19 protein-coding genes and 2 tRNA genes are annotated in these 20,248 nt (G+C 72.3%); 11 read left to right on the top strand and 10 right to left on the bottom strand.

The window, feature by feature from the left end; genetic code table 11:
- Positions 1–459: 459 nt before the first annotated feature.
- The 7 genes from AC0B61_RS29440 (at position 460) to AC0B61_RS29410 (ending at position 8,079) form a co-directional block, all read left to right on the top strand.
- Entirely contained in the window at positions 460–1,887 is a 1,428-nt protein-coding gene (locus AC0B61_RS29440; protein ID WP_471744291.1) for an MFS transporter, read from the top strand.
- 80 nt (positions 1,888–1,967) lie between these two features.
- Positions 1,968–2,029: transfer RNA gene (locus tag AC0B61_RS29435), tRNA-Ser, on the top strand.
- A gap of 428 nt (positions 2,030–2,457) precedes the next feature.
- On the top strand, positions 2,458–4,035 hold the full coding sequence (locus AC0B61_RS29430; protein ID WP_471744290.1) for a TROVE domain-containing protein: 1,578 nt from the start codon (positions 2,458–2,460) through the stop codon (positions 4,033–4,035).
- A 215-nt stretch (positions 4,036–4,250) separates the two neighbouring features.
- Complete coding sequence (gene lhgO, locus AC0B61_RS29425; RefSeq protein ID WP_471744288.1) at positions 4,251–5,486, top strand: L-2-hydroxyglutarate oxidase; 1,236 nt, start codon at positions 4,251–4,253, stop codon at positions 5,484–5,486.
- Between the two features lie 190 nt (positions 5,487–5,676).
- Complete coding sequence (trmB, locus tag AC0B61_RS29420) at positions 5,677–6,462, top strand: tRNA (guanosine(46)-N7)-methyltransferase TrmB (RefSeq protein WP_471744311.1); 786 nt, start codon at positions 5,677–5,679, stop codon at positions 6,460–6,462.
- A gap of 116 nt (positions 6,463–6,578) precedes the next feature.
- Positions 6,579–7,955 (top strand): PrsW family intramembrane metalloprotease, encoded by a 1,377-nt coding sequence (locus tag AC0B61_RS29415; protein WP_471744286.1) that lies wholly within the window; start codon positions 6,579–6,581, stop codon positions 7,953–7,955.
- Positions 7,956–8,005: 50 nt separating this feature from the next.
- Positions 8,006–8,079, top strand: a tRNA-Met gene (locus tag AC0B61_RS29410).
- A gap of 458 nt (positions 8,080–8,537) precedes the next feature.
- On the opposite strand, the gene AC0B61_RS29405 is transcribed toward AC0B61_RS29410, so the two are convergent.
- The 3 genes from AC0B61_RS29405 to AC0B61_RS29395 all read right to left on the bottom strand — a co-directional run bounded on the left by AC0B61_RS29405 (position 8,538) and on the right by AC0B61_RS29395 (position 10,766).
- Positions 8,538–9,716 carry a methyltransferase domain-containing protein gene (locus AC0B61_RS29405; RefSeq protein ID WP_471744284.1) on the bottom strand — a complete coding sequence of 393 codons (1,179 nt, stop codon included), beginning with the start codon at positions 9,714–9,716 and terminating at the stop codon, positions 8,538–8,540.
- A complete protein-coding gene (locus AC0B61_RS29400; RefSeq protein WP_014137398.1) occupies positions 9,713–9,856 on the bottom strand; it encodes a hypothetical protein in 144 nt (47 codons plus the stop codon). The genes AC0B61_RS29405 and AC0B61_RS29400 overlap by 4 nt, the downstream gene beginning before the upstream one ends.
- A gap of 715 nt (positions 9,857–10,571) precedes the next feature.
- The gene (locus tag AC0B61_RS29395; RefSeq protein WP_471744282.1) at positions 10,572–10,766 is read right to left on the bottom strand and encodes a hypothetical protein; all 195 of its coding nucleotides are present in this window, start codon (positions 10,764–10,766) and stop codon (positions 10,572–10,574) included.
- 143 nt (positions 10,767–10,909) lie between these two features.
- Here AC0B61_RS29395 and AC0B61_RS29390 point away from each other — a divergent pair, with 143 nt between their 5' ends.
- Positions 10,910–11,653 carry a helix-turn-helix domain-containing protein gene (locus tag AC0B61_RS29390; protein ID WP_471744281.1) on the top strand — a complete coding sequence of 248 codons (744 nt, stop codon included), beginning with the start codon at positions 10,910–10,912 and terminating at the stop codon, positions 11,651–11,653.
- A gap of 4 nt (positions 11,654–11,657) precedes the next feature.
- Complete coding sequence (locus tag AC0B61_RS29385) at positions 11,658–12,128, top strand: NUDIX domain-containing protein (RefSeq protein ID WP_471744279.1); 471 nt, start codon at positions 11,658–11,660, stop codon at positions 12,126–12,128.
- A 65-nt stretch (positions 12,129–12,193) separates the two neighbouring features.
- Here AC0B61_RS29385 and AC0B61_RS29380 read toward each other — a convergent pair whose 3' ends face one another.
- The 4 genes from AC0B61_RS29380 to AC0B61_RS29365 form a co-directional block, all read right to left on the bottom strand.
- On the bottom strand, positions 12,194–12,418 hold the full coding sequence (locus AC0B61_RS29380) for an FDXHR family putative zinc-binding protein (protein WP_471744277.1): 225 nt from the start codon (positions 12,416–12,418) through the stop codon (positions 12,194–12,196).
- 670 nt (positions 12,419–13,088) lie between these two features.
- Positions 13,089–13,334, bottom strand: coding sequence for a hypothetical protein (locus AC0B61_RS29375; RefSeq protein WP_471744275.1), 246 nt, complete (start codon positions 13,332–13,334; stop codon positions 13,089–13,091).
- A gap of 638 nt (positions 13,335–13,972) precedes the next feature.
- Entirely contained in the window at positions 13,973–15,400 is a 1,428-nt protein-coding gene (locus AC0B61_RS29370; RefSeq protein WP_471744309.1) for a recombinase family protein, read from the bottom strand.
- Complete coding sequence (locus AC0B61_RS29365; RefSeq protein WP_471744274.1) at positions 15,369–15,728, bottom strand: recombinase family protein; 360 nt, start codon at positions 15,726–15,728, stop codon at positions 15,369–15,371. The genes AC0B61_RS29370 and AC0B61_RS29365 overlap by 32 nt, the downstream gene beginning before the upstream one ends.
- A gap of 376 nt (positions 15,729–16,104) precedes the next feature.
- Between AC0B61_RS29365 and AC0B61_RS29360 the strand changes: the two genes are divergently transcribed.
- Positions 16,105–17,256: a hypothetical protein gene (locus AC0B61_RS29360; RefSeq protein WP_471744273.1), complete on the top strand. Its 1,152-nt coding sequence runs from the start codon at positions 16,105–16,107 to the stop codon at positions 17,254–17,256.
- 19 nt (positions 17,257–17,275) lie between these two features.
- Here AC0B61_RS29360 and AC0B61_RS29355 read toward each other — a convergent pair whose 3' ends face one another.
- From AC0B61_RS29355 to AC0B61_RS29345, 3 genes are all read right to left on the bottom strand, one after another.
- Positions 17,276–17,719 (bottom strand): GNAT family N-acetyltransferase, encoded by a 444-nt coding sequence (locus AC0B61_RS29355; protein WP_471744271.1) that lies wholly within the window; start codon positions 17,717–17,719, stop codon positions 17,276–17,278.
- 78 nt (positions 17,720–17,797) lie between these two features.
- The gene (locus AC0B61_RS29350; protein WP_471744269.1) at positions 17,798–18,565 is read right to left on the bottom strand and encodes a sensor domain-containing protein; all 768 of its coding nucleotides are present in this window, start codon (positions 18,563–18,565) and stop codon (positions 17,798–17,800) included.
- A 180-nt stretch (positions 18,566–18,745) separates the two neighbouring features.
- The gene (locus AC0B61_RS29345; protein WP_471744267.1) at positions 18,746–19,318 is read right to left on the bottom strand and encodes a GNAT family N-acetyltransferase; all 573 of its coding nucleotides are present in this window, start codon (positions 19,316–19,318) and stop codon (positions 18,746–18,748) included.
- 42 nt (positions 19,319–19,360) lie between these two features.
- On the opposite strand from AC0B61_RS29345, the gene AC0B61_RS29340 reads away from it, so the two are divergent.
- Complete coding sequence (locus AC0B61_RS29340; RefSeq protein ID WP_471744265.1) at positions 19,361–20,236, top strand: hypothetical protein; 876 nt, start codon at positions 19,361–19,363, stop codon at positions 20,234–20,236.
- The last annotated feature ends 12 nt before the right edge of the window (positions 20,237–20,248 follow it).

Genomic DNA, 20,248 nt, shown 5'->3' with positions numbered 1-20,248 from the left:
CCCCCTCCGTGGCCCGGACCGCCCGCGGGCCGCCTTTGGCATGGGCATCGCGAGATGGCCGAAAGGCGTCGCCCGGCCCGGGAGGGCATCCGCATGCCCTCCCGGACTTCACCGCCGCCCGCGGGGATTGAGGCGGCGGCATCCCCCGGCCCGCCGGGTCCTCGACGGCGGGCCGACCCACGACCACCAGCGAATCGCCGACCAGCCGGTCGGGCCAGGGGGCACGGCCGGGCGCACGTGAACACGGGACCGGAGCACGACGCTCCGGCGCGCGACGCGATCGGCCGGATCCGAGCGGTCCGGACCAACGCCCGTGCGGCGGCTGCGAGTGCGCGATCCCGCCATCCGGAATGCGACCTCTTAACCGTCGGAACGCGTCCGACTACTCTAGGTACAGCAGCTACGGCCCGGTGCCGCCCGGGCCCCGCGCACAAGGCCGCAGGAGGTGCCGCCGCCACCATGACCGTCAGCCCACGAGGACCGAACGAACGGCTCGGCACGCTCCTGACCCTCGCCCAGATCAGCAACGCCGGACTGGCCCGCCGGGTCAACGATCTCGGCGCCCAGCGCGGGCTGACCCTGCGGTACGACAAGACCTCGGTGGCCCGCTGGGTCAGCAAGGGCATGGTCCCGCAGGGGCCCGTCCCGCACCTGATCGCCACCGCGATCGGCGGCAAGCTCGGCCGGCCCGTCCCGCTGGAGGAGATCGGCCTGGGCGACACCGACCCGGCGCCCGAACTCGGCTTGGCCTTCCCGCGCGACGTCGCCGAGGCCGTCCGCTCCGCCACCGACCTGTGGCGGGTCGACCTCGACCTGCGCCGGGGCCCCGGCGGCGGCCGGTGGAGCGACAGCCTGGCCGGCACCTTCTCGGTCGCCGCCTACGCGACGCCCGTCTCCCGCTGGCTGATCACCCCGGCGGACGGCTCGGTGGCCCGCGAGGTGCCGCGCTCCCCCAGCGACACGTCCTCCTACCGGGTCGGCCACTCGGACGCCGCCAAGCTCCGCGAGGCCGCCCAGGAGGCCCGCCGCTGGGACTCCAAGTACGGCGGCGGGGACTGGCGTTCCTCGATGGTGCCGGAGTGCCTGCGGGTGGAGGCGGCCCCGCTGCTGCTGGCCTCGTACAGCGACACGGTGGGCCGCGCGCTGTTCGGCGCGACCGCCGAACTGACCCGGCTGGCCGGGTGGATGGCCTTCGACACCGGCCAGCACGAGGCCGCCCAGCGCTACTACATCCAGGCCCTGCGGCTCGCCCGGGCCGCCGCCGACGTCCCGCTCGGCGGTTACGTCCTGGCCTCGATGAGCCTGCAGGCCGGCTACCGGGGCTTCGCCGAGGAAGCCGTCGACCTCGCGCAGGCCGCCCTGGAACGCAACCGGGGCCTGGCCACCGCCCGCACCATGAGCTTCTTCCACCTGGTGGAGGCACGGGCCCAGGCGAAGGCCCGCAACGCGGCGGCGTGCGCGACAGCGCTCGGGGCGGCGGAGAGCGCGCTCGAGCGAGCGCGCGCCGGGGATCCCGATCCGGCGTGGATCGACTTCTACGCCTACGACCGGCTCGCCGCCGACGCCGCCGAGTGCTTCCGCGACCTCGGAGTGCCCGCCAAGGTCCGGCAGTTCACCCGCGAGGCGCTGGCCACGCCCACCGAGGGCTACGTCCGCTCGCACGGCCTGCGGCTGGTGGTCTCGGCGATGGCCGAGGCCGAGGCGGGCAACCTGGACGCTGCGGTCGCCGCCGGCGAGCGCGCCGTCGAGGTGGCCGGCCGGATCTCCTCGCAGCGCAGCCGGGAGTACGTGGTGGAGATGCTGCGCCGCCTGGAACCGTTCCAGGGGGAGCGCCGGGTGCGGGAGTTGGCGGAGCGGGCGCGGGCGGTGATCGTCGCCCCGGTGTGAGGGCGGGGCCGGCACGACCTGACGGTAAATGAGGTGCACCCGCGAGATCGGCCTGGCTAAGGTCTCTCCTGTCCAGGTGCGCAGGCAGAGGTTACTTCCACTCCTAATGGGCATGTCGCGGGTTCGAATCCCGCCGCCGGTACTCCCGTGCCGGTGTAGCTCAGTCCGGTAGAGCAGCTTCGTCACCTCAGCCGCCTTCGATCTCTGGACACCCACACGTGAATAGTTTTTCCGCACCTCCCGGTGCGACGGCAGCGGTTACTTCTGGTAGACGCCGGTTCTCCGGCGTAGCGGTTCGAGCCCGCGAAACACCGCCGCCACATTGATCTCGGGAGGCTCTGCGCTTCGGAGTGCCCGGTGCGCAGGCGGGGGTTACTTCGGATCTTGCGGTTCCGGGTTCGAGTCCCGGGCGTGCCGTGCGCGAGCGCGGCCGCTAGCTCAAGTGGTAGAGCACAAGGCATACATACCTCCGCCGACGTCGGCCGTCCCACGGCCGGCACGATCTCGGGCACCCCTGGCCGCAGCATGCCTCCCTCCCACTGACACCAGCACGCCGAGGGGGGCTGTTCCATGTCCAGGTTCAACATCCGCAAGACCAAGGCGGGTCCGAGTTCGCCGGTGGCCACGACCGGGCAGCTCACCCGCAACCACAACGGCGGCGTCGGCCACGTCCGGGACCGCAAGTCCGAGCTCTTCCTGCTCGCGGTGGCCAACATGGTCGGCAAGGACACCTACTACGAGCGCGGCGGCGACCGCGACGACCGCTTCACCGCGCTCGTCCGCGAACTCGCCGTCGCCGAACCCGAGTGGACCCTCGGACTGCTGCGCTGGCTGCGCTACGGCGCCCAGCTGCGCACCGCCGCGCTGGTCGGCGCCGCCGAGTTCACCCGCGCCCGGCTGGACGCGGGCGCCCACGGGTACTCCCGGCAGGTCGTCGCGGCGGTGCTGCGGCGCGCCGACGAGCCCGGCGAGCTGCTCGCGTACTGGACCTCGCGCTACGGCCGGGCGCTGCCCAAGCCGCTCAAGCGCGGCGTCGCGGACGCCGTCCGCCGCCTCTACGACGCCCGTGCGCTGCTCAAGTACGACACCGCGGGCAAGGACTACCGCTTCGGCGACGTCATCGAGCTGACCCACCCCTCGCCGGATCCGGACAAGCCCTGGCAGGGCCCGCTGTTCGGGTACGCGCTGGACCGCCGGCACCGGCCCGACGAGGCCGTCCCGCCCGTCGGCGACCGGCTGCTGACCGCCAACCGCGCACTGCTCGCGCTGCCCGTCGAGGAGCGCCGCGCCGCCGTCACCGCCGAGGACGGCGCCGCGCGGCTGGCCGCCGCCGGGCTGACCTGGGAGGCGCTGGCGGGCTGGCTGCAGGGGCCGCTGGACGCGCCGGTCTGGGAGGCGGTCATCCCGTCGATGGGGCCGATGGCGCTGGTGCGGAACCTGCGCAACTTCGACAAGGCCCGAGTGTCGGACCGGGTCGCGGCCGGGGTGGCCCGGCGGATCGCCGACAAGGACGAGGTACGGCGCTCGCGCCAGTTCCCGTTCCGCTACCTGTCCGCGCACCGGCACGCGCCCTCGCTGCGCTGGGGGCACGCGCTGGAGACCGCGCTCGGCCACTCGCTGGCCAACGTGCCCGAACTGCCCGGCCGCACGCTGGTCCTGGTGGACCGCTCCGGCTCGATGTTCGGCCGCTCCGACGGCCCGACCGAGCTCAACCGGGCCGACTCGGCGGCGATCTTCGGCACCGCGCTGAAGGTGCGCGCCGCCGACGCGGACCTGGTCGAGTTCGGCACCACCAGCCGGGTGGTCGCGGTCGGCCGGGGCGAGGCGGTCCTGCGGGTGCTGGATCGTTTCTCCAGCCTCGGCGGCACCAACACCGCCGACGCCGTCCGCGCCCACTACCGCGGCCACGACCGGGTCGTGATCGTCACCGACGAGCAGACCGGCCCGGGCCACCGGGGCGGCGACCCGCTCGCCGCCGTCCCCGCCCACATCCCCGTCTACACCTGGAACCTGGCCGGCTACGCCCCGGCCCAGGGCCCCAGCGGCGGCGCCCACCGCCACACCTTCGGCGGCCTGAGCGACGCGGCCTTCCGCCTGATCCCCCTCCTGGAGGCCGGGGCGAACGCCCACTGGCCCTGGGAGGAGTAGCGGAGCGAACGGGAGGCCGGTCGGCGCGGCCGTCGGCCGTCCCGGCGTCACCGATCCGGGCGAGGCGGCGGGCGGCCGGGAAGGGATCCACGGGGGTGGTCCCTTCCCGGCCGCCCGCCGTTCCGGCGCGGGCTCGTCGCGCCCTCGACCCGTCCCTGCCGCCGTGGCAGCATCGGCGGCGGTGGGGGCGGACCGGGCGAGGCGAGGAGCGGACGGTGGCGGACGAGGTCGACGTACTGGTGGTGGGCGGCGGGATCGTCGGGTTGGCCACGGCGTACGCGCTGACCCGGGAGCGGCCGGGGCTGCGGCTCGCGGTGCTGGAGAAGGAGCCCGGGTTCGCGGCCCACCAGACCGGGCGCAACAGCGGGGTGATCCACAGCGGCGTCTACTACCGCCCCGGCTCGTACAAGGCCCGGTACGCCGTCGCGGGCGCCGCCGAGCTGGTGGCGTTCTGCCGCGAGCACGGCATCCCGTACGAGGTGACCGGCAAGCTGATCGTGGCCACCGACGCCGCCGAACTGCCGCGCCTCGCGGCGCTGGCCGAGCGGGGGCGGGCGAACGGCATCCCGGTCACCGAGCTGGACCGGGCCGGGATCGCCCGGTACGAGCCGGAGGTGGCCGGCCTGGCCGGGCTGCACGTGGGCACCACCGGCATCTGCGACTTCCCGGCCGTCGCCACCGCCTACGCCCGGCTGGCCCGGGAGGCCGGCGCCGAACTGCGGACCGGCAGCGAGGTCCGGACGGTGGCGAGGCGGCAGGACGGCGTGACGGTGGGCACCGCCGCCGGCGAGCTGCGCTGCCGGGTGCTGGTGAACTGCGCCGGGCTGCACAGCGACCGGATCGCCCGGCTGGCCGGGGACGACACCGGCGTGCGCATCGTGCCGTTCCGCGGCGAGTACTACGAACTCGCCGAGCCGCGCCGGGGCCTGGTGCGCGGCCTGGTCTACCCGGTGCCCGACCCGGCCTTCCCCTTCCTCGGCGTGCACCTCACCCGGGGCATCCACGGGGACGTCCACGTCGGCCCGAACGCGGTGCCCGCACTCGCCCGCGAGGGGTACGACTGGCGCACCGTCCGCCCGCGCGACCTCGCCGACACCCTGGCCTTCCCCGGCACCTGGCGGATCGCCCGGCGGCACTGGCGCCACGAGCTGGGCGAGCTGCACCGCTCGCTGTCCAAGCGGGCGTTCACCACGGCCGTCGGAAGGCTGCTGCCCGCCGTCCGCGCGGAGGACCTGGTACCCGCCACCGCCGGGGTGCGGGCCCAGGCGGTGGCCCGGGACGGCTCGCTGCTGGACGACTTCGCCTTCGCCGGCTTCGACCCGGCCGACCCCCGCTCCCCGCGCCGCGCGGTGCACGTGCTGAACGCCCCCTCCCCCGCCGCGACGGCCTCGCTGCCGATCGGCCGGGAGGTCGCCCGCCGGACCCTGGCCGCGCTGGAGGCGGGCGGATGAGCCGCCGGACGGTACGGACGAAGCGTCGGATGACCGGCGAGGCGCCGGCCGGGCCGCAGCCGGCGGAACCCGGGGATGGGCCCGGGATGAGCCCGGTCACAGGCCCTGCGGAAGGCCCCCGGCAGCCCCGTAGACTCGGTGAACTGTGACTGCCACCGCCCCCAGCCCCCAGCCCTCGCCGTCCGCCCGGATGTCCGCCGCGCCGGCTGCCTACCCCGCGCCGATGTACCCGCACAAGGCCACCGAGGCCCAGCACCGCGAGCGTCGCATCCGCAGCTTCCAGCCGCGCCGGGGGCGGATGACCAACGCCCAGGCGAGCGCCCTGGACCGCGGCTGGGAGAAGTACGGCATACCGATCGACGGCAGCCCGCTCGACCTGCCGGTGCTGTTCGGCGAGCTGCCGGTGACCCTGGAGATCGGCTTCGGCATGGGCGAGACCACCGCCGCGATGGCCGCCGCCGACCCGGCCACCGGCATCCTCGCCGCCGACGTGCACACCCCCGGCCACGGCAACCTGCTCGGCATGCTGGAGCGCGACGGCTCCGAGAACGTCCGGCTGGCCGCCGGTGACGCGGTGATCCTGCTGCGCGACATGCTCCCGGACGCCTCGCTGGCCGGACTGCGGGTCTTCTTCGCCGACCCGTGGCCCAAGCCCAAGCACCACAAGCGCCGGCTGGTCCAGGCCGCCTTCCTCGACCTGGTGCTGCCCCGGCTCGCCCCCGGCGCCCTGGTGCACTGCGCCACCGACTGGGAGCCGTACGCGGAGCAGATGCTGGCCGTGCTGTCCGCCTCGCCGGAGCTGGAGAACCTGCACCCCGAGGGCGACGGGACCGGCTGGCTGGAGCCCGCCGACCACCCGGACGGCAGCATCCCCGGCTACGCGCCGCGACCGGACTGGCGGCCGGTCACCAAGTTCGAACGGGCCGGCATCGCCAAGGGCCACGTGGTCCACGACCTGCTGTTCCGCCGCCGCTGACCCACCGGCCGCCCTTCGAACGGGCGGCCCCGCGCCGCCCGCGGGGGCGGACCCCGGCCGGACGATTCGGCCGGAGTCCCCCCGGCGGGCGGCCGCCGTGTCCTACCCTGTGCCGCATGGGCAGCCCGTCCGGCGGCGAGTCCCGGCCGACCGCTCGGGCCACCGTTCCGGCCGCCGCCGACGCACCACCTGAGACGGTCCCGCGCACCGGCGACACCCGGACCATCCCGGGGCCCCGGAGGCGCCGGACCCGGCGCCTGCTGCCCCGGCCGGGCGGCGCCGCACCGCCGGCCGCGAGCACCGGGACCGCCTCGCCCTCCGTACCGTCCGCGTCCGGATCGGTGCCCGGCCGCAGCCGCTCGGTGGCGCTCTCCTCGGTCACCGCGACCGCCGTGCTGCCCCTGGTCGCGTGCGGGGTGCTGATCCTGCACTTGGTCCAGCGGCAGACCGGCACCGTCGGGCTGCTGGTCGGCCTGGGGCTGGCGATGGTGCCGCTCCCGTTCGTGCTCGGCGGCCTCGCCTGGCTCAACCTCACCGCCCGGGTGCCGCTGCGGCACACCCTGTTCTGCCTCGGCTGGGGCGCCTGCGCCGCCACCACCGTCGCCATCCTCGCCAACAACTGGACGGCCAGCTACCTGACCCGGCACCAGGACCCGCTGGTCCGGCTGCTCGGCGCCGGGATCGCCACCCCGGTGATCGAGGAGAGCGCCAAGGCCACCGCCCTGCTGGTGCTGCTGCTGCCGATCGGCCAACGGCTGCGCTGCCACGGCCGCCGCACCGGACGCCCCTGCGCGCCACTGCTGCGGCCGTCGCCCACGCCCCGGCGCTCCCGCCCGTACCAGCGCCACCCGGCCGGGCCGCACGCCCCGGGCCGGCTGCGCCCCTACCTGCGGCCGCTGCCCTACCTGTGCCCGGCCCCGCCGTCCGGCGGCGCGCCGCACCGCCGCTCCCGGGCGCGCACGCTGGCCGCCGGGGTGGTCCTCGGCGGGATGACGGCCTGCGGCTTCGCCTTCGTCGAGAACGCCCTCTACCTGGGCCGGGCCTTCACCAGCGACCAGCGGCAGCGGCTGGACAGCATCGGCCTGGGCGCCCCGCCCAGCCTGCGCGACTTCGACACCACCGTGCAGACCTTCGTGCTGCGCGCCCTGCTCTCCCCCTTCGCCCACCCGCTGTTCACCGCGCTCACCGGGATCGGCCTCGCCATCACCCTCACCACGGGGCGGCGCCGGCTCGCCCGGCTGGCTGCGCCGACCGGGCTGCTGCTGGCGATGGTCCTGCACGGCACCTGGAACGCCGCCGCCGACCTCGGCACGCACGGCTTCCTGGTGGTGTACGGGGCGCTGATGGTGCCGTGCTTCGTCGCGCTGGTCTGCTTCGCGGCGTGGGCGAGGGCCCGTACGGCCCGGCACGCGGCGCCGTCCCGCCGGCGGGCCGCCGGGCGCTCACCAGGGCACTCGGCGGGGCACTCGGCGGGCGCTCGGCGGGACCGCTGAAGAACCGATTTCCCATCTCGGCGACTTCCACGTATTGTTGTGTTTACCGACGCGGGGTGGAGCAGCTCGGTAGCTCGCTGGGCTCATAACCCAGAGGTCGCAGGTTCAAATCCTGTCCCCGCTACTCAGTAGCACGAAAGACCCGGAGGATCCGTCCTCCGGGTCTTTCGCGTTCCCCGGGCCCCCGGGCACGGGAGCGGCCGGTCCTGCCAGGAACCCGTACCGGCCGTCGGCAGCCGGAAGTCGGAAGCCGGCAGCCGATCTTCGCGCCGGAAGCCCGCGGGCGCCGCCGACAAGAAGCCCCCGATAATCCGTTGCCGTCGGGCCGGTGGGGTGCCTATGGTGGCGGCACACTGAAAGGAGGTGATCCTGAATTGAGTAACTACGCAACTGCGCACGTAAGCGCGTCTGACTCGCTCGGGCGCGCCTCCGCTGAGGTTACGGCCTAGTCGTAGCCCAGCGGACGGGAACGCGCAGAAGTTGTCGTGCCCCCGGGACCCCCTCAAATCGAGGCCCCGGGGGTTCGGCATGTTGGGGCCCGACCGCCTGTGGGGGACGTGGTGACGGCCGGGCCGTTCTGGATCAGCCTCGGACGGGAACCGGGTTCTCCGAATGGTCCAGCCACACCGTGTGGCCGTCCGGGGTCACCGTGAGTCCGAACCGGTCGAAGTCGGGGCGGCCCTGGTCGTCCCACCAGCGCCACGCGGCCTCTACCTCGTCCCAGAGGTTGCGGGGGCCGGACTGGTACACCTCGTACTCGGTGCGGTCCCGCTCGTAGTCGGCGGAGGCCCACGACCGGGTGTCCCGGCTGTAGAGCCACAGCGTGTACGCGCCGTTGTCGTAGCGCTCCGCCCGCCAGAACGTCCCGGGCACGGCCACCCCGATGACGAACTGCTCGAACCACCCGCCCGTGTCCGGCGGTGCCAGGGTGGTGATGCTTCTCGCGGCGTCGGCGGGCCATTCCCGGCCACGTAGGTAGTTTTCGAAGGGCGGCCGGTCGGTGCGCTGCTGGCGCAGCCGCATGAACGCCGAGCTTCGGGTGAACGTGCCGTGCGCGCTGGTCCCGTCGTCGTTCACGGTCAGCCGGACGATCTGCTCTCCGCCGTACTCGGTGCCGAACGGGGCGACGATGATCCCGCCGGGGGCCGTCTGCTCCAGCCACGTGGCAGGGATCTCCAGCAGGGAGCACGTGGCGATGATCCGGCTGTAGGGAGCGCCCTTGGCCCACCCCGACCGCCCGTCTCCCTCGATCACGGTCGGGTCGAGTCCGGCCCGGTCCAGGTTAGACCGAGCGCCACGGGCAACGTTCGGGTCGTACTCGACGGTCACCACGTTGGCGTCGCCCTGGCGGTGAGCCAGCAGGCCGGCGTTCCAGCCCGTCCCGGTCCCGACCTCCAGCACCGTGTCACCGGGGCGCACGTCGAGGTCTCGGAGCATCGAAAACACCATCGTGGGCATGGAGTTGGACGAACTCGGGGTCGTGCCCAGCCCGTCGCCCTCGTGTTCTCCGTCGTCCCATTGCGTGGTCAGCGGGATGTCCGAGTAGACCGCCCTTCGCCACGCCTCGGGGTCCTGCGACCGGTACACGACGGGGTTCTGTTTCGTGCCGTCCGCGATGCCCGGCCAGATGCGATCCGGGACGAACAGCTCACGGGGCACGGCCTTGAAGGACGGGAGCCAGTCCGAGGAAAGCGCGCCGCTGGCCACCAGCGCGGAGGCGAGCCCCTGGGGACCCGCCTCCTTGAGCGTCTCGCCGGTCACTTGCCGCCCGCCGGGCTCTGGCCGTCCGAGGTGTTGCCGCCCTCGTCGGACCCGCCGCCGCCGTGCCCGGAACCCTTGTTGCTGTCGTCCTGCTGCTTGCCGCCGTCACCGGCGCCCGTGCCGCCGCCGCGCTTACCCATCTCAGTACCTCCGTGCCGTTGGGCCCAACTGGCTTTTGCCTGCCGGGTTGTGCGACCCGTCCCGGCCATTCCTTCCCCAGGTGGCCGGGCCGGGAGTTCTGTTGGGCGCGTCAGCGCCTCGGGTGGTTCGCCTCACGCACCCGGGCCAGCAGCACCGCCCGGCGCTGCCGATCCTCCGGCGACAGGGGCACCTCTGTGTGCTCCTCTGGGCCGAGAACGGGCCGGGGCCCGGCGGACCGCTTACGGGGCCACGGGTGGGTCCTCAGCCACTCGAACGGGTCCACGGGCTCAGCGCCCCCGGGAGGGTCCTGTGCGACCGCCTGCGGGCCGTCCTGGTGGTCACTCATCCGGGTCCACCACCAGGTTCGTGCACTCGCCGTCGTCGGCGTGCCTCTGCCGCCACCGAACCAAGTGCCGCGCGATCGTGGGGTTCGTATCAGCCGGATACTGCCCTTCGACCCCGTCGAAGTAGGCGCATTCAAGACAGGGGTTCTCCGGCGCGTCGGTGGGCCGCTCAGGGGCCGTGGGGAGCATCCTCACGGCGCACACCCCTTGACGCACTTCGCGTTGTGCTGGTCCCGGAGCTTCTGAATGTCCCGCAAGGCGTCCATGTCCTGAAGCTCCGGCGGGGCCTCTGCGAACACAGCGGCCATGCGGTCGAACGACCGGCCCACGGGGCACGGCGCGAGTGCCCCACGGGCTGTCTCTGCCGTCGTCATTCGGCCCCCTTGTCGGGGCAGCTATCCGCACCACAAGTGCAGGAGGGCCACTGGCGCAGGTTGCCCTTCCCGCCCACCCGGGCCGAGACCTCGGCGTCGTAGTCGTCAAGCGGATTGAAGGTCGCCACCGCCTGGCGACGGGCCGCCTTGTGCTCGGACAGCGTCCTTGCGCCGCCCGCCTTCGCCGTCATGGGTCGCTCCTCCCGCCGAGATGTCACCAAGATCTGGCAGACGCCTGGGACGGTGGAACCTCGCGCAAAGGACACTTCAGAACGTCCCTCGCGCGGTAGAACGTCCCTAGCAAAGGACCGGCGCCTGTGGGGAGACAAGCGAGATGCCGAACGAGAGACTGAAAAGCGCTATGACGTCAGCCGGTTGGACGTGTTCCGCCCTCGCGGAGAAGGCCGGCGTGGACACCAAGTCGGTTGAGCGGTGGGCCAATCAGAACAGGACGCCCCGCTTAGGGACTGCCCGTCTGGCCGCCGAAGCCTTGGGAGAAGACATGTTCGCCTTGTGGCCAAGTCTGCGGCAGCCCCGTGCCGCACGGGCGATAAGCCCAGAACTGGTGGCGCTGTACGAGCAGCGGGCAGACCTGCCAGTGTCCCTGTTCGTGGACTTGATGGGGAAGGCCACAGAATGCATTGACGTGCTGGTCTACGCTGCCGTCTTCCTTCATGAGGCTTACCCACGGCTCAACGATCTTCTTCGAGAGCGCGCCGCAGCCGGTTGCACTGTTCGAATCGCCCTCGGCGACCCCGACAGTGAGAACGTGAGACAGCGCGGGGAGGAAGAGAAGTTCGGTCACGGCATCGAGTCCCGGTGCCGCCTCGCGCTGATGCACTACCGGCCACTGATCGGGACTCCCGGCATCGAGATCCGCACGCACGGAACCACCCTCTACAACAGCCTGTACCGGGCAGACGACCAGATGCTAGTGAACGCGCACGTGTGGGGAGTCAATGCCTTCGGGGCCCCGGTCTGGCACCTGCGGCAGACCGGCGCAGGCACGCTGTTCGACACCTATGCTGCGAGTTTCGACGCAGTGTGGAACGCCGCCCTACCGGTTCAGGAGAGCTGATCACGTGGCACGCACCGAGTTCTACGACGATCCCAACGCGCCCAAGCCGAACCGACTGGTGGTGGCAGCGTCCGCAGTAGTGACCGACGACGAAGGACGCATCCTGCTCCAACGACGCACCGACAACGGCCTGTACGCGCTGCCGGGCGGCACTATGGACCTCGGCGAGTCGCTGCCGGGCACCGCCGTCCGGGAGGTCAGGGAGGAGACCGGTCTTGACGTCGAGATCACCGGGCTGGTCGGCACGTACACCGATCCTCGCCACGTGATCGCCTATTCGGACGGCGAGGTACGCCAACAGTTCAACATCTGCTTCACTGCGCGCATCACGGGCGGGGAACTCCGGATCTCTAACGAGTCGACCGATCTCCAGTTCGTAGCCCCGGACGACATTGGAGACCTGCCAATGCACCACACCCAGCAACTCCGGCTTCGGCACTTCCTAGAGCACCGCGCGACCGCCTATCTGGGGTAAGAGCCACAGACGACGAAGGGCCCCCGTCCTGCCCAGTGAGGGGCGGAACGGGGGCAAGGGCGTGCTCAGAGATCCGGGTAGGGCTTCCGGTGCCAGAGGCCCCGGGCGTCCTGCCGGAGTCCGGCTGTGGCCGGGGGTAGACACCTGCGGGCGTTGTGCAGGCCGGTTCGGTGGGCGTCGCCTGCTCGGGTGCTGGCGAACGTCTCGTGACAGGCCGGACAGTGCTCGGCGCGCTGGCCGGACCACTCCCGGCCGCATGGCGGGTGGACGAAAGGTGTTCGGATAGGCATCTCCAGTCTTGTTGCCACAGTGGGTACTTGGCGGGCTGTGGCGGGTTCGGTGGACCCCGTTGGGCCTCGGCCGGCTGTCGGGCCGACCAGGGCCCCTGGTGGCGGCTCTGTGGGGCTTCCTGGGCTCGGCGGCCCTCACATGTGCGCGGGCGGGCGCGCAGGTGCACCCGCGCTGTGCACGCGCGGGTAGGCCGGGCGGCGATTCAGGCGCTGGGCCAGGTCACAGCGGGTGACAGGCGGGCCCGGCCGGAACTCCCAGACCCGTAGAGAGGCTGATTCCTGCTATCGGCACCGATCCCTGAGAGAGACCAAGGGAGTCCTCCCCCACCCCCGACCCGCTACGCAACGTAGCCAGGGTGCTCGGGTGGCTTGCGCAGCCGTGAGTACTGGCCGCCGGGCTTCCGACCGGCAGCAGCAGCGAGGCCGCCGTCACGACCCGACTTCACCCCGTGGTGGTAGCCGCACAGCGCTTGCAGGTTGCTCGGGCTGTGGTCGTCGCCTGGGACCACGTGGTCACAGTCGGACGCCACCTCGGGGCAGCGCTGGCCCGTGTCCGCCCGCATCCATTCGCACTGCCAGCCAGCGCGCTGCATGACGCTGCGCCGGAGCGTGGCCCAGTTGCGCGGCAGACGTGCCCGCCGGTCGCTGCCCTCCCACGCCTGGCCCACGGTCACCATCCTCGGGAGCCGAACGGGGCCGACGGGATGGCCATCGGGTTGTGTTCCTCCGCCGGGTCGGCGTCGGGGCTCAGTCGGCCGGGCAGGCCGCCGGGGTAGGTGGCCGAGTACTCCAGCCGGTCAGAAGCGATCCGGTCCAGCGCCTGCCGGTCAGCGTCCCATGTGATCCCGCCGCGCGGTGCCATGATCCGCCACTGCCGCTCGGTGCCTCCCCACGGCTGGGCAAGGTCGCCGTCCATGATCTCAACTGCCGTTGCGTAGTTGCCGAGTGATCCATGAGAGCCGTAAGCCGGGCGGTCGTGGCCAGCGCTTCGGTGCTGGTCTTCTCGACTTCCTCGCAGATGGCCTGTCGCCAGTCCGAGCGGACGGCTATGGCTGCGGCCTTCACCGCGTGAACTGCTTCGACGGCCAGTTCGTACAGCGGCATCTGCTGCCGTTCGGCCTCGGCAAGCTTGTTCTCCAGCGGCCCCCGGTTCGTGGCCTTGGGGATCGGCTTGCCGTCGCAGAGCGCGTCCTTGGCGGCCCTGGTCTGCCTCCGCTGTCATGGGTATTTATGGGGAGTGGTTAAGGGATCGGGCCGCTCGCGCTGGCGGCCGACGCACTGCGCCTGTAGGACCCCCACAGCGCGTACCAGGCAGCAGCCAAGCGAGACCAGGGGCCGCGCTGCTCGCCGGCCTGGCGAGGTCCTACAAAACACACTGTGGCGAGCCTCACAGCGGCTGATCAGCCATCAGGGGCAGAGAGCAGGCGCAACGGCCCTCACGGGGGCCACGCCGGGCCGCACCCTCCGGCGGGCGCTGCATGGTCCCAAGGGACGATCTGCGGGCATGCGAAAGCCCCGTCCGGCCAGTGGGGGCCGAACGGGGCTCTCAGGAAGCTACGGGGTCAGTTGGTGCTCTGTCTCAGCGCTCTCAGCTTCGGGTGCTGCTTCCTCGGGTTCCGGAGTCGGCAACTTGGCCCACTCTGCGGTCACCCGCTCCGCCGGATTCGCGCCGCGCCCTCGCTTCTTTGACTTGGCGACCTTGAAGGAGGTGACGAAGAAGCTCAGGAATTCGCGCTTCTCCACCACTCCCCACTTGGCCCAGAGGCTCTTTTCACCGATCGGGTCGGCGTCGCCGTCCAGACCGGTCCAGGACGACGGGATGGTGATTGCCTTGGTGGTCTCGGCGTCGATTTCAGCCAGCCTCTTCTTACAACCCGCCTCATGTGCCTGGTACTTGGTGAGGGTGTCCTTGAACGCCTGCCGACCGATAGCCCCGTTGTACAAGCCCTCGGAGCGGTCGGTGTAGAGCTGAGTCATGGACTCCTGAACGTGTTCGAGCTGTGCGGCAGTTTCTGCGCGTTCCTCTTCAAGGCCGGTCACGTCCCGCTGGCGTGCGAAACGAATCGCAGCGGCGGTCAGCCACTCCCGATCCTCTTCATCCGCAAGGTCCGCGTTCTGGAGTCGGGCCCAGACCGAACGGGCCACGGCGTCGTCAGCTGCCTCTGCTCGGATGGTGAGGCCGTGGGAATTCAGACGGTTCGTCGGCCGGGGGCAGGTGTATCGCGCCTGGCCGTCTTCGTAGATCATGTTCGCGTTGCAGATACCACATCGGAGAACACCCCAGCCGCCCAGTAGCGTTCGGTCGTTCTCTGGGTTGCGGGGCCGGATACTTGCCCGCGAGCGGCCCTTGAGAACGTCCTGGAGCTGGTACCACTTGATCGGCTCCATGAGCCCCTTGTGGGCCGCCATGGGGGCTCCGGCCTTGTCCCTCATGATCTCCCTACGGCGACGCTTCCCGTCGGGGTCCGTGACCCACTCGGCGGCAAAACCGCCAAGCGCGGGGTGGCGCAGCAAGGTGTTGAGGGTGCCCACGTCCCAGAGGGGCGGGCAGTCAGGGTCAGCCGGTGTGATGTTGCTGCGCGATCGGCCGGACCGCTTCCGCCCAGCGGCCAGCGCCAGCGCTCCGGGAGACGGTTCGCCCTTCTCGTTGAGGCTCTGCACGATGCCTGACACCGTCTCGCCATCCATGACGCGATCAACGATCTTGAGCACGGTCGGGGCCGTCTCGGGGTCCGGGACGAGCTGGGAGCGGACCAACTTCCCTTCCTTGACCCGCTCCGTCTTCATGCCAAATGGCGGGCGGCCCGACACGTGCCCGCCGATGGCCTTGAGCTCGGCCTTGGCCTCGGATATGTGCGCAGACTTCAGCTCCGACTCCTGCTGAGCCAGCGCAGCAATGAGGGCGAACACGGCCACCCCAATGGGGTGTGTGGTGTCAAGGAACGGCTCCTCAACGGAGACCAGCCGAACGCCGTGCTGCATGAACACGTCGTTGATGCGCAGCCTCCATGGCGCCCTGACGGGTCAGCCGGGCCAGCGAGAAGACGACCACCACGTCTACTTCACCCGCGCGGACGGCCGCCATCATGGCGTCGAACCCGACCCGTTCGGTGTCGGGGTCCCATCCGGACTTACCGATGTCCTGAAAGACGCGACCGGTCTTCCAGCCCTTGCCATCGGCCAGGGCCGTGCCCCGGGCGATCTGGGATTCGGTGGAGGTCTCCGACTCGTCAACGCGCCGCTTCGACTGGCGGGCGTAGATCACTGCGCGAACGGATTCAAGTTCTGTCTGCCGGATGTTCCGGCTCACGTACGGGGTCATAGTGCGCAGCATCCTATGAACATGATTTCCATCAGGATGTGTGAGGTGGCTGCTCGCTAGAGCCGCCCCTGCCTGCGCAGGGTGGGGCCCATGGCCCCCGGCAGGCGAAATCCACAGCAGTCACCCGGCCCGCGGGCTCACCGGACCATCCCCGGTGCCTCGGCGCCTGGCCAGTGCACGGGCCGGCGCGGAGGAGCAACCCGCGGGCCGTCTGCGTTTCTCGACGCCCCGTGTCGTAGCCGGGGCAGGTGGGGCGCGTCGTAGCGGGGGCACGCCTGCGGCGTTTCCGTGACGGGGCCCCGGCGCTAGAGTCTGCGCGGGGTTCCGGAGCGGAGCGGCGCGGCGCGGACACAGGGGGTAGGCGATGGCGAAGGCACGGCGGCTGGGCGGCGGAGCGGCGCTGGGGACGGCGCAGTGGAGTGCCGCCGGAGCACTGGCCGGAACGGGACTGATCGGGCTGCTGCTGTTCGCGCTCGACCGGGAGCGGACCTGGCAGGCGCTCGGCGGCGGCCTGGTGGTGGCCGGAGCGTCGGCCGTGCTCGGCGGCGGCCTGGGCTTCCTGTTCGGAGTGCCGCGGGTGCGCGGCGGCTCGGACGAACCGCAGGGCTCGTACGCGCCGAACACCAACCTGGAGCAGGTCTCCGACTGGCTGACGAAGGTGCTGCTGGGCGTCGGGCTGACCCAGCTCGGCTCGCTCGGCGAACGGCTGCACGAACTCGGTGCGGCGCTGGCACCCGTACTCGGCGGCGGCGACGCCGCGGTGCCGTTCGCGGCGGCACTGGTGCTGTACTTCCTGGTCTTCGGGTTCCTGGCGGGCTGGCTGGTGACCAGGCTCGCGCTGCCGCTGGTGCTGAGCGACGCCGACCAGGCACTGGACCTCTTCCTCGCCGGGCAGGACCGCGACCGGCACGGGGACAAGGTGGGCGCGGACGACCTGCGGGTCCGCGCCATGCAGCACCTCGGACTGCTGGGCGGCAGCACGGAGCGCCCCGCCGCGCTGGCCGGGCAGCTGCCGCCCTCCTCCGGTTCGCCGACCGGGCCGGAGGGCGTGGTCGCCGAGGTCCGCTCGACCGCGAAGCGCTCGGCACTGACCGCCGACCAGGTGGGGGCCCTCTTCGCGGACGGCTCCGAGGGGCGGCGCATCCAGGCGCTCGCGCTGATGCAGGGCGACCCGTCGCTGGCGGACCTGGCGAGCGTCCTCGACGCGATCCAGCACCCGCGCTCGGACTTCGAGCAGTACCACGCCCTGCTGGCCGCCCGGGGGCTGCTCTCCCGGCTGCCGGCCGCCGAGGCGCAGCGGCTGCGGGACGCGGTGACGGCGCAGCTGGTCGACCCGCGGGGCATCCCGTACGGGTCGGACCGCAGCTGGCTGGCCGAGAAGATACTGTCCCGGCTGCAGGTGGCGGCCTTCGTCCCGGCGCAGCCCACCGAAGCGGGCACGACCACGACGCGGGCCCCGCAGGCCCCGCCAGCCCCGTCGGCCGCGCAGGGCCCGCGGGCCGAGGGCGACTCCTAGCCCCGGAACGGCGGAACGATCAGATGGTGAAGCGCAGTTCGGGCTGCTCCCAGGGAGTCTTGGAGCGCGGTGGGCGGGTGCCGGTGCGCTGGGCGCCCATCCGCAGGTAGAAGCGTTCGGCGGGCGGGTGCGACACGACCTTGACGGAGGTGGTGCCGGCCTCCCGGGCGCGGTCGAGCATGTCCGCGATCAGCTGCCGTCCGATGCCCAGCCCCTGGGCGTCGTCGGCGACGAACATGAGGTCCAGCTCGGCCGGTTCGCGGATCAGCGCGTAGAAGCCGAGCACGCGGTCGTCGGTGCTCACGGCCATCCGCACCTCGTGCTGTGCGAGGTAGTCGGGCGTCACCCGGTAGCCGTCGATCATCGCGAAGTAGGGGCCGTGGTAGGCGCTGGAGGCCTGGATCAGCTCGGTGAGCCGGTCGGCGTCGACCGCATCGGCACGCCGGATCATCGTCTCGGTCATGCGGTGAGTATAGGAGTGAAACACCGAACTGACCATTACATGACGGCCATGACATGACGGTGGGAATGCCTGCCCGCTTCAGCGGCCGAGCAGGCCCTGGGCGGCGACCCGGTTGACGTTCGTCAGACCGCGGACCAGCCGCGCGGTGAGGAAGACCAGCAGCACCCCGAGCAGCGACACCCCGGCGATCTGCCACGCCCCCTCGAGGTAGTACACGTGCTGGACGTGCTGGCCGTCGCGGTAGTCGAACACCCGGTACCCGCGCCACGGGGTGTAGGCCGGGAAGACCCAGTGGTAGACCGGGTAGAGCGCCATCAGCCAGCCGACCAGCAGGAACACCAGCGTCACGGTGAAGCTGAAGACCGCCCACGGGAACATCACCACCTGGTACAGCGCGGCCTTCCAGCCCGACAGGTCGGTCAGCCGCGCGGTGATCGCGCCCCAGTTGCCCGGGTGGGGCCGCCGCACCGGCTTCGGGCCCTGGACGTCCAGGCCCAGCATGCCGCGGACCCGGGCCCGTTCCAGCCGGCCGAAGCCGCGGCAGACGGTGGTCAGGGCAGCCAGCACGGGCAGGCCGAGAACGGTGACGAAGGTGCCGAGGCCGAAGCAGAACAGGGTGATCGCGACGGCGAAGCCGGCGATCGCCACCGGCAGGGCGGTGAGCACGTAGCCGATCTCGCGGAAGTGGTGCCGGGAGAGCGGTGCGAGCCAGAACGGCGGCGGCTGCTCCGTCCGGCGGGCCCGGGCGGCGGGGCGGGGATCGGCGCCGTAACCGCCCAGGACGTCCTCGCCGTAACCGCCCAGGACGTCCCGCTCCTGGTCCTGCGTGCTTGGGCTGCTGCTCATGTCCCGGCCCCCGGCCCCTCGTTGTGACGGTCGTTCGTGTTCCCTGACGACGTCCAGTCTGGTCGAAGCGCTGGTCGGAGGGGATCCGGAGGCCTGGCGGATCGGGGGTGGGGTTAACCCCCGGTCCGTCGGGTGCGGGCCGCCGCCCGGCGCTGGTGCGTGGACTGCCGACGCCGGGGTTCAGCGGGCCGGGCCCGGCCATTCGTCGGCGAGCAGCGAGTAGAGGTACGAGTCGCGCCAGACGCCGCCCCGGAACCAGTCGTGCCGCACCCGCCCCTCCAGCCGGAATCCGAGCCGGGCGAGCACCTTGACCGACGCCGCGTTCTCCACGTCGACCCGGGCGGCCAGCCGGTGCAGGTCCAGGTCGCGGAAGACGAAGTCGCAGACCAGGCCGGCGATCTCGCCCGCATAGCCGTGGCCCCGGACCTCGCGGCCGAGGACGTAGCCGAGGTGCGCGGAGCGGAAGGCGCCGAGGGTGAGCGAGGCCTGGGCGATCGGCGTCGCGTCCTGCGGGTCCTCGGCATCGGCGAGCCTGGTGACGGCGAGCCGGTAGGTGTCCCGCTCCTCGGCCATCGCCTCCTCCAGGTACAGCGCGATCTGGTCGGCGCAGGTCTCGCGGTCGCACGGCTCGAACGGCAGGAAGCGGGTGACCTCCGGATCCCCGAGCAGCGCGTGCAGCGCGTCCACGTCACCCTCGGTGTGGTGGTACTCGCGGATGGCCAGCCGGGGGCCGGTGAGTCGTACGGGGACCATGGCTGCCGACCCTACCCGCGCCCGGCGGCTACCGTTCGGACTATGAACGACGAAGACCTGCGGCTCCCCCCGCGCACCAGGGCCGCCGACCTGCTCGCCTGGGCGGCCGAGCAGGGCCGCGCGCCGGTGGCCGAGGCGCCACTGCGCGCGGTGCTGGCACTGCTGGAGCTGGGCGACGGCAGGATGCACGACGGCTGGCCCGAACTGACCTCGAACGCGGTGGAGCACCTCCTGTACGAGCGGCTCCACCTGTACGTCCAACCCGCGCCCGAGGAGGATCCGCTCGCGTACGGCGACGCCGTCCGGCTGCTGGTCGACCACCAGCGGGCGGCCCGTCGGCTCAACGCCAAGCGCCAGGAGCGGCTGCACGCGGAGGCCGAGTGGCAGGGCGAGGTCGCGGCCGGGCTGCTGCGCCGCGCCGACCTGGTGACCTGGCCCCGGCTGTACGCGGTGCTGCTGCACGCGCACGGGGTGGAGGTCGCGGACGGGGAAGCGGTGCGGGCCTGGCTGACCGGCTTCGCCGAGCTGGCGGAGGAGGAGCGGCTCGCCGCGTACGAGGCGCTGGCTCCGGCCGGCTGGCTGGACGAGCCGGACCCGCAGGGCTGGGGGCTCGGCCGGCTGCTGTCGGTCGGCATGGCCACCGACGGCGCGCGGCGGCTGCTGGAGCAGGGCCTGATGCGGCGCAGCTACCGCAACCTGGCCGAGCTGACCGCGCTGGGCCGGCCGATGCCGGACGAACTGGCCGGGGACTTCGGGCAGTTCGAGGAGGCGGCGGTCGGGGCGGCGCTCGACCTGTTCGGCGAGTGGACGGTGCCGGGGCTGCCGCGGCTGCTGGTGGAGGAGTTCCCGGAGCTGGCGCCGGAGCCGGGCCCGGAGGAGATCGACGCGTACCTGGCGCAGTTGCCCGCGGAGGAATGACGTACGGCGCGG

The sequence above is a fragment of the Kitasatospora sp. NPDC023385 genome (genome assembly GCF_055664045.1).
This window is presented reverse-complemented; position numbering and strand designations above follow the sequence as displayed.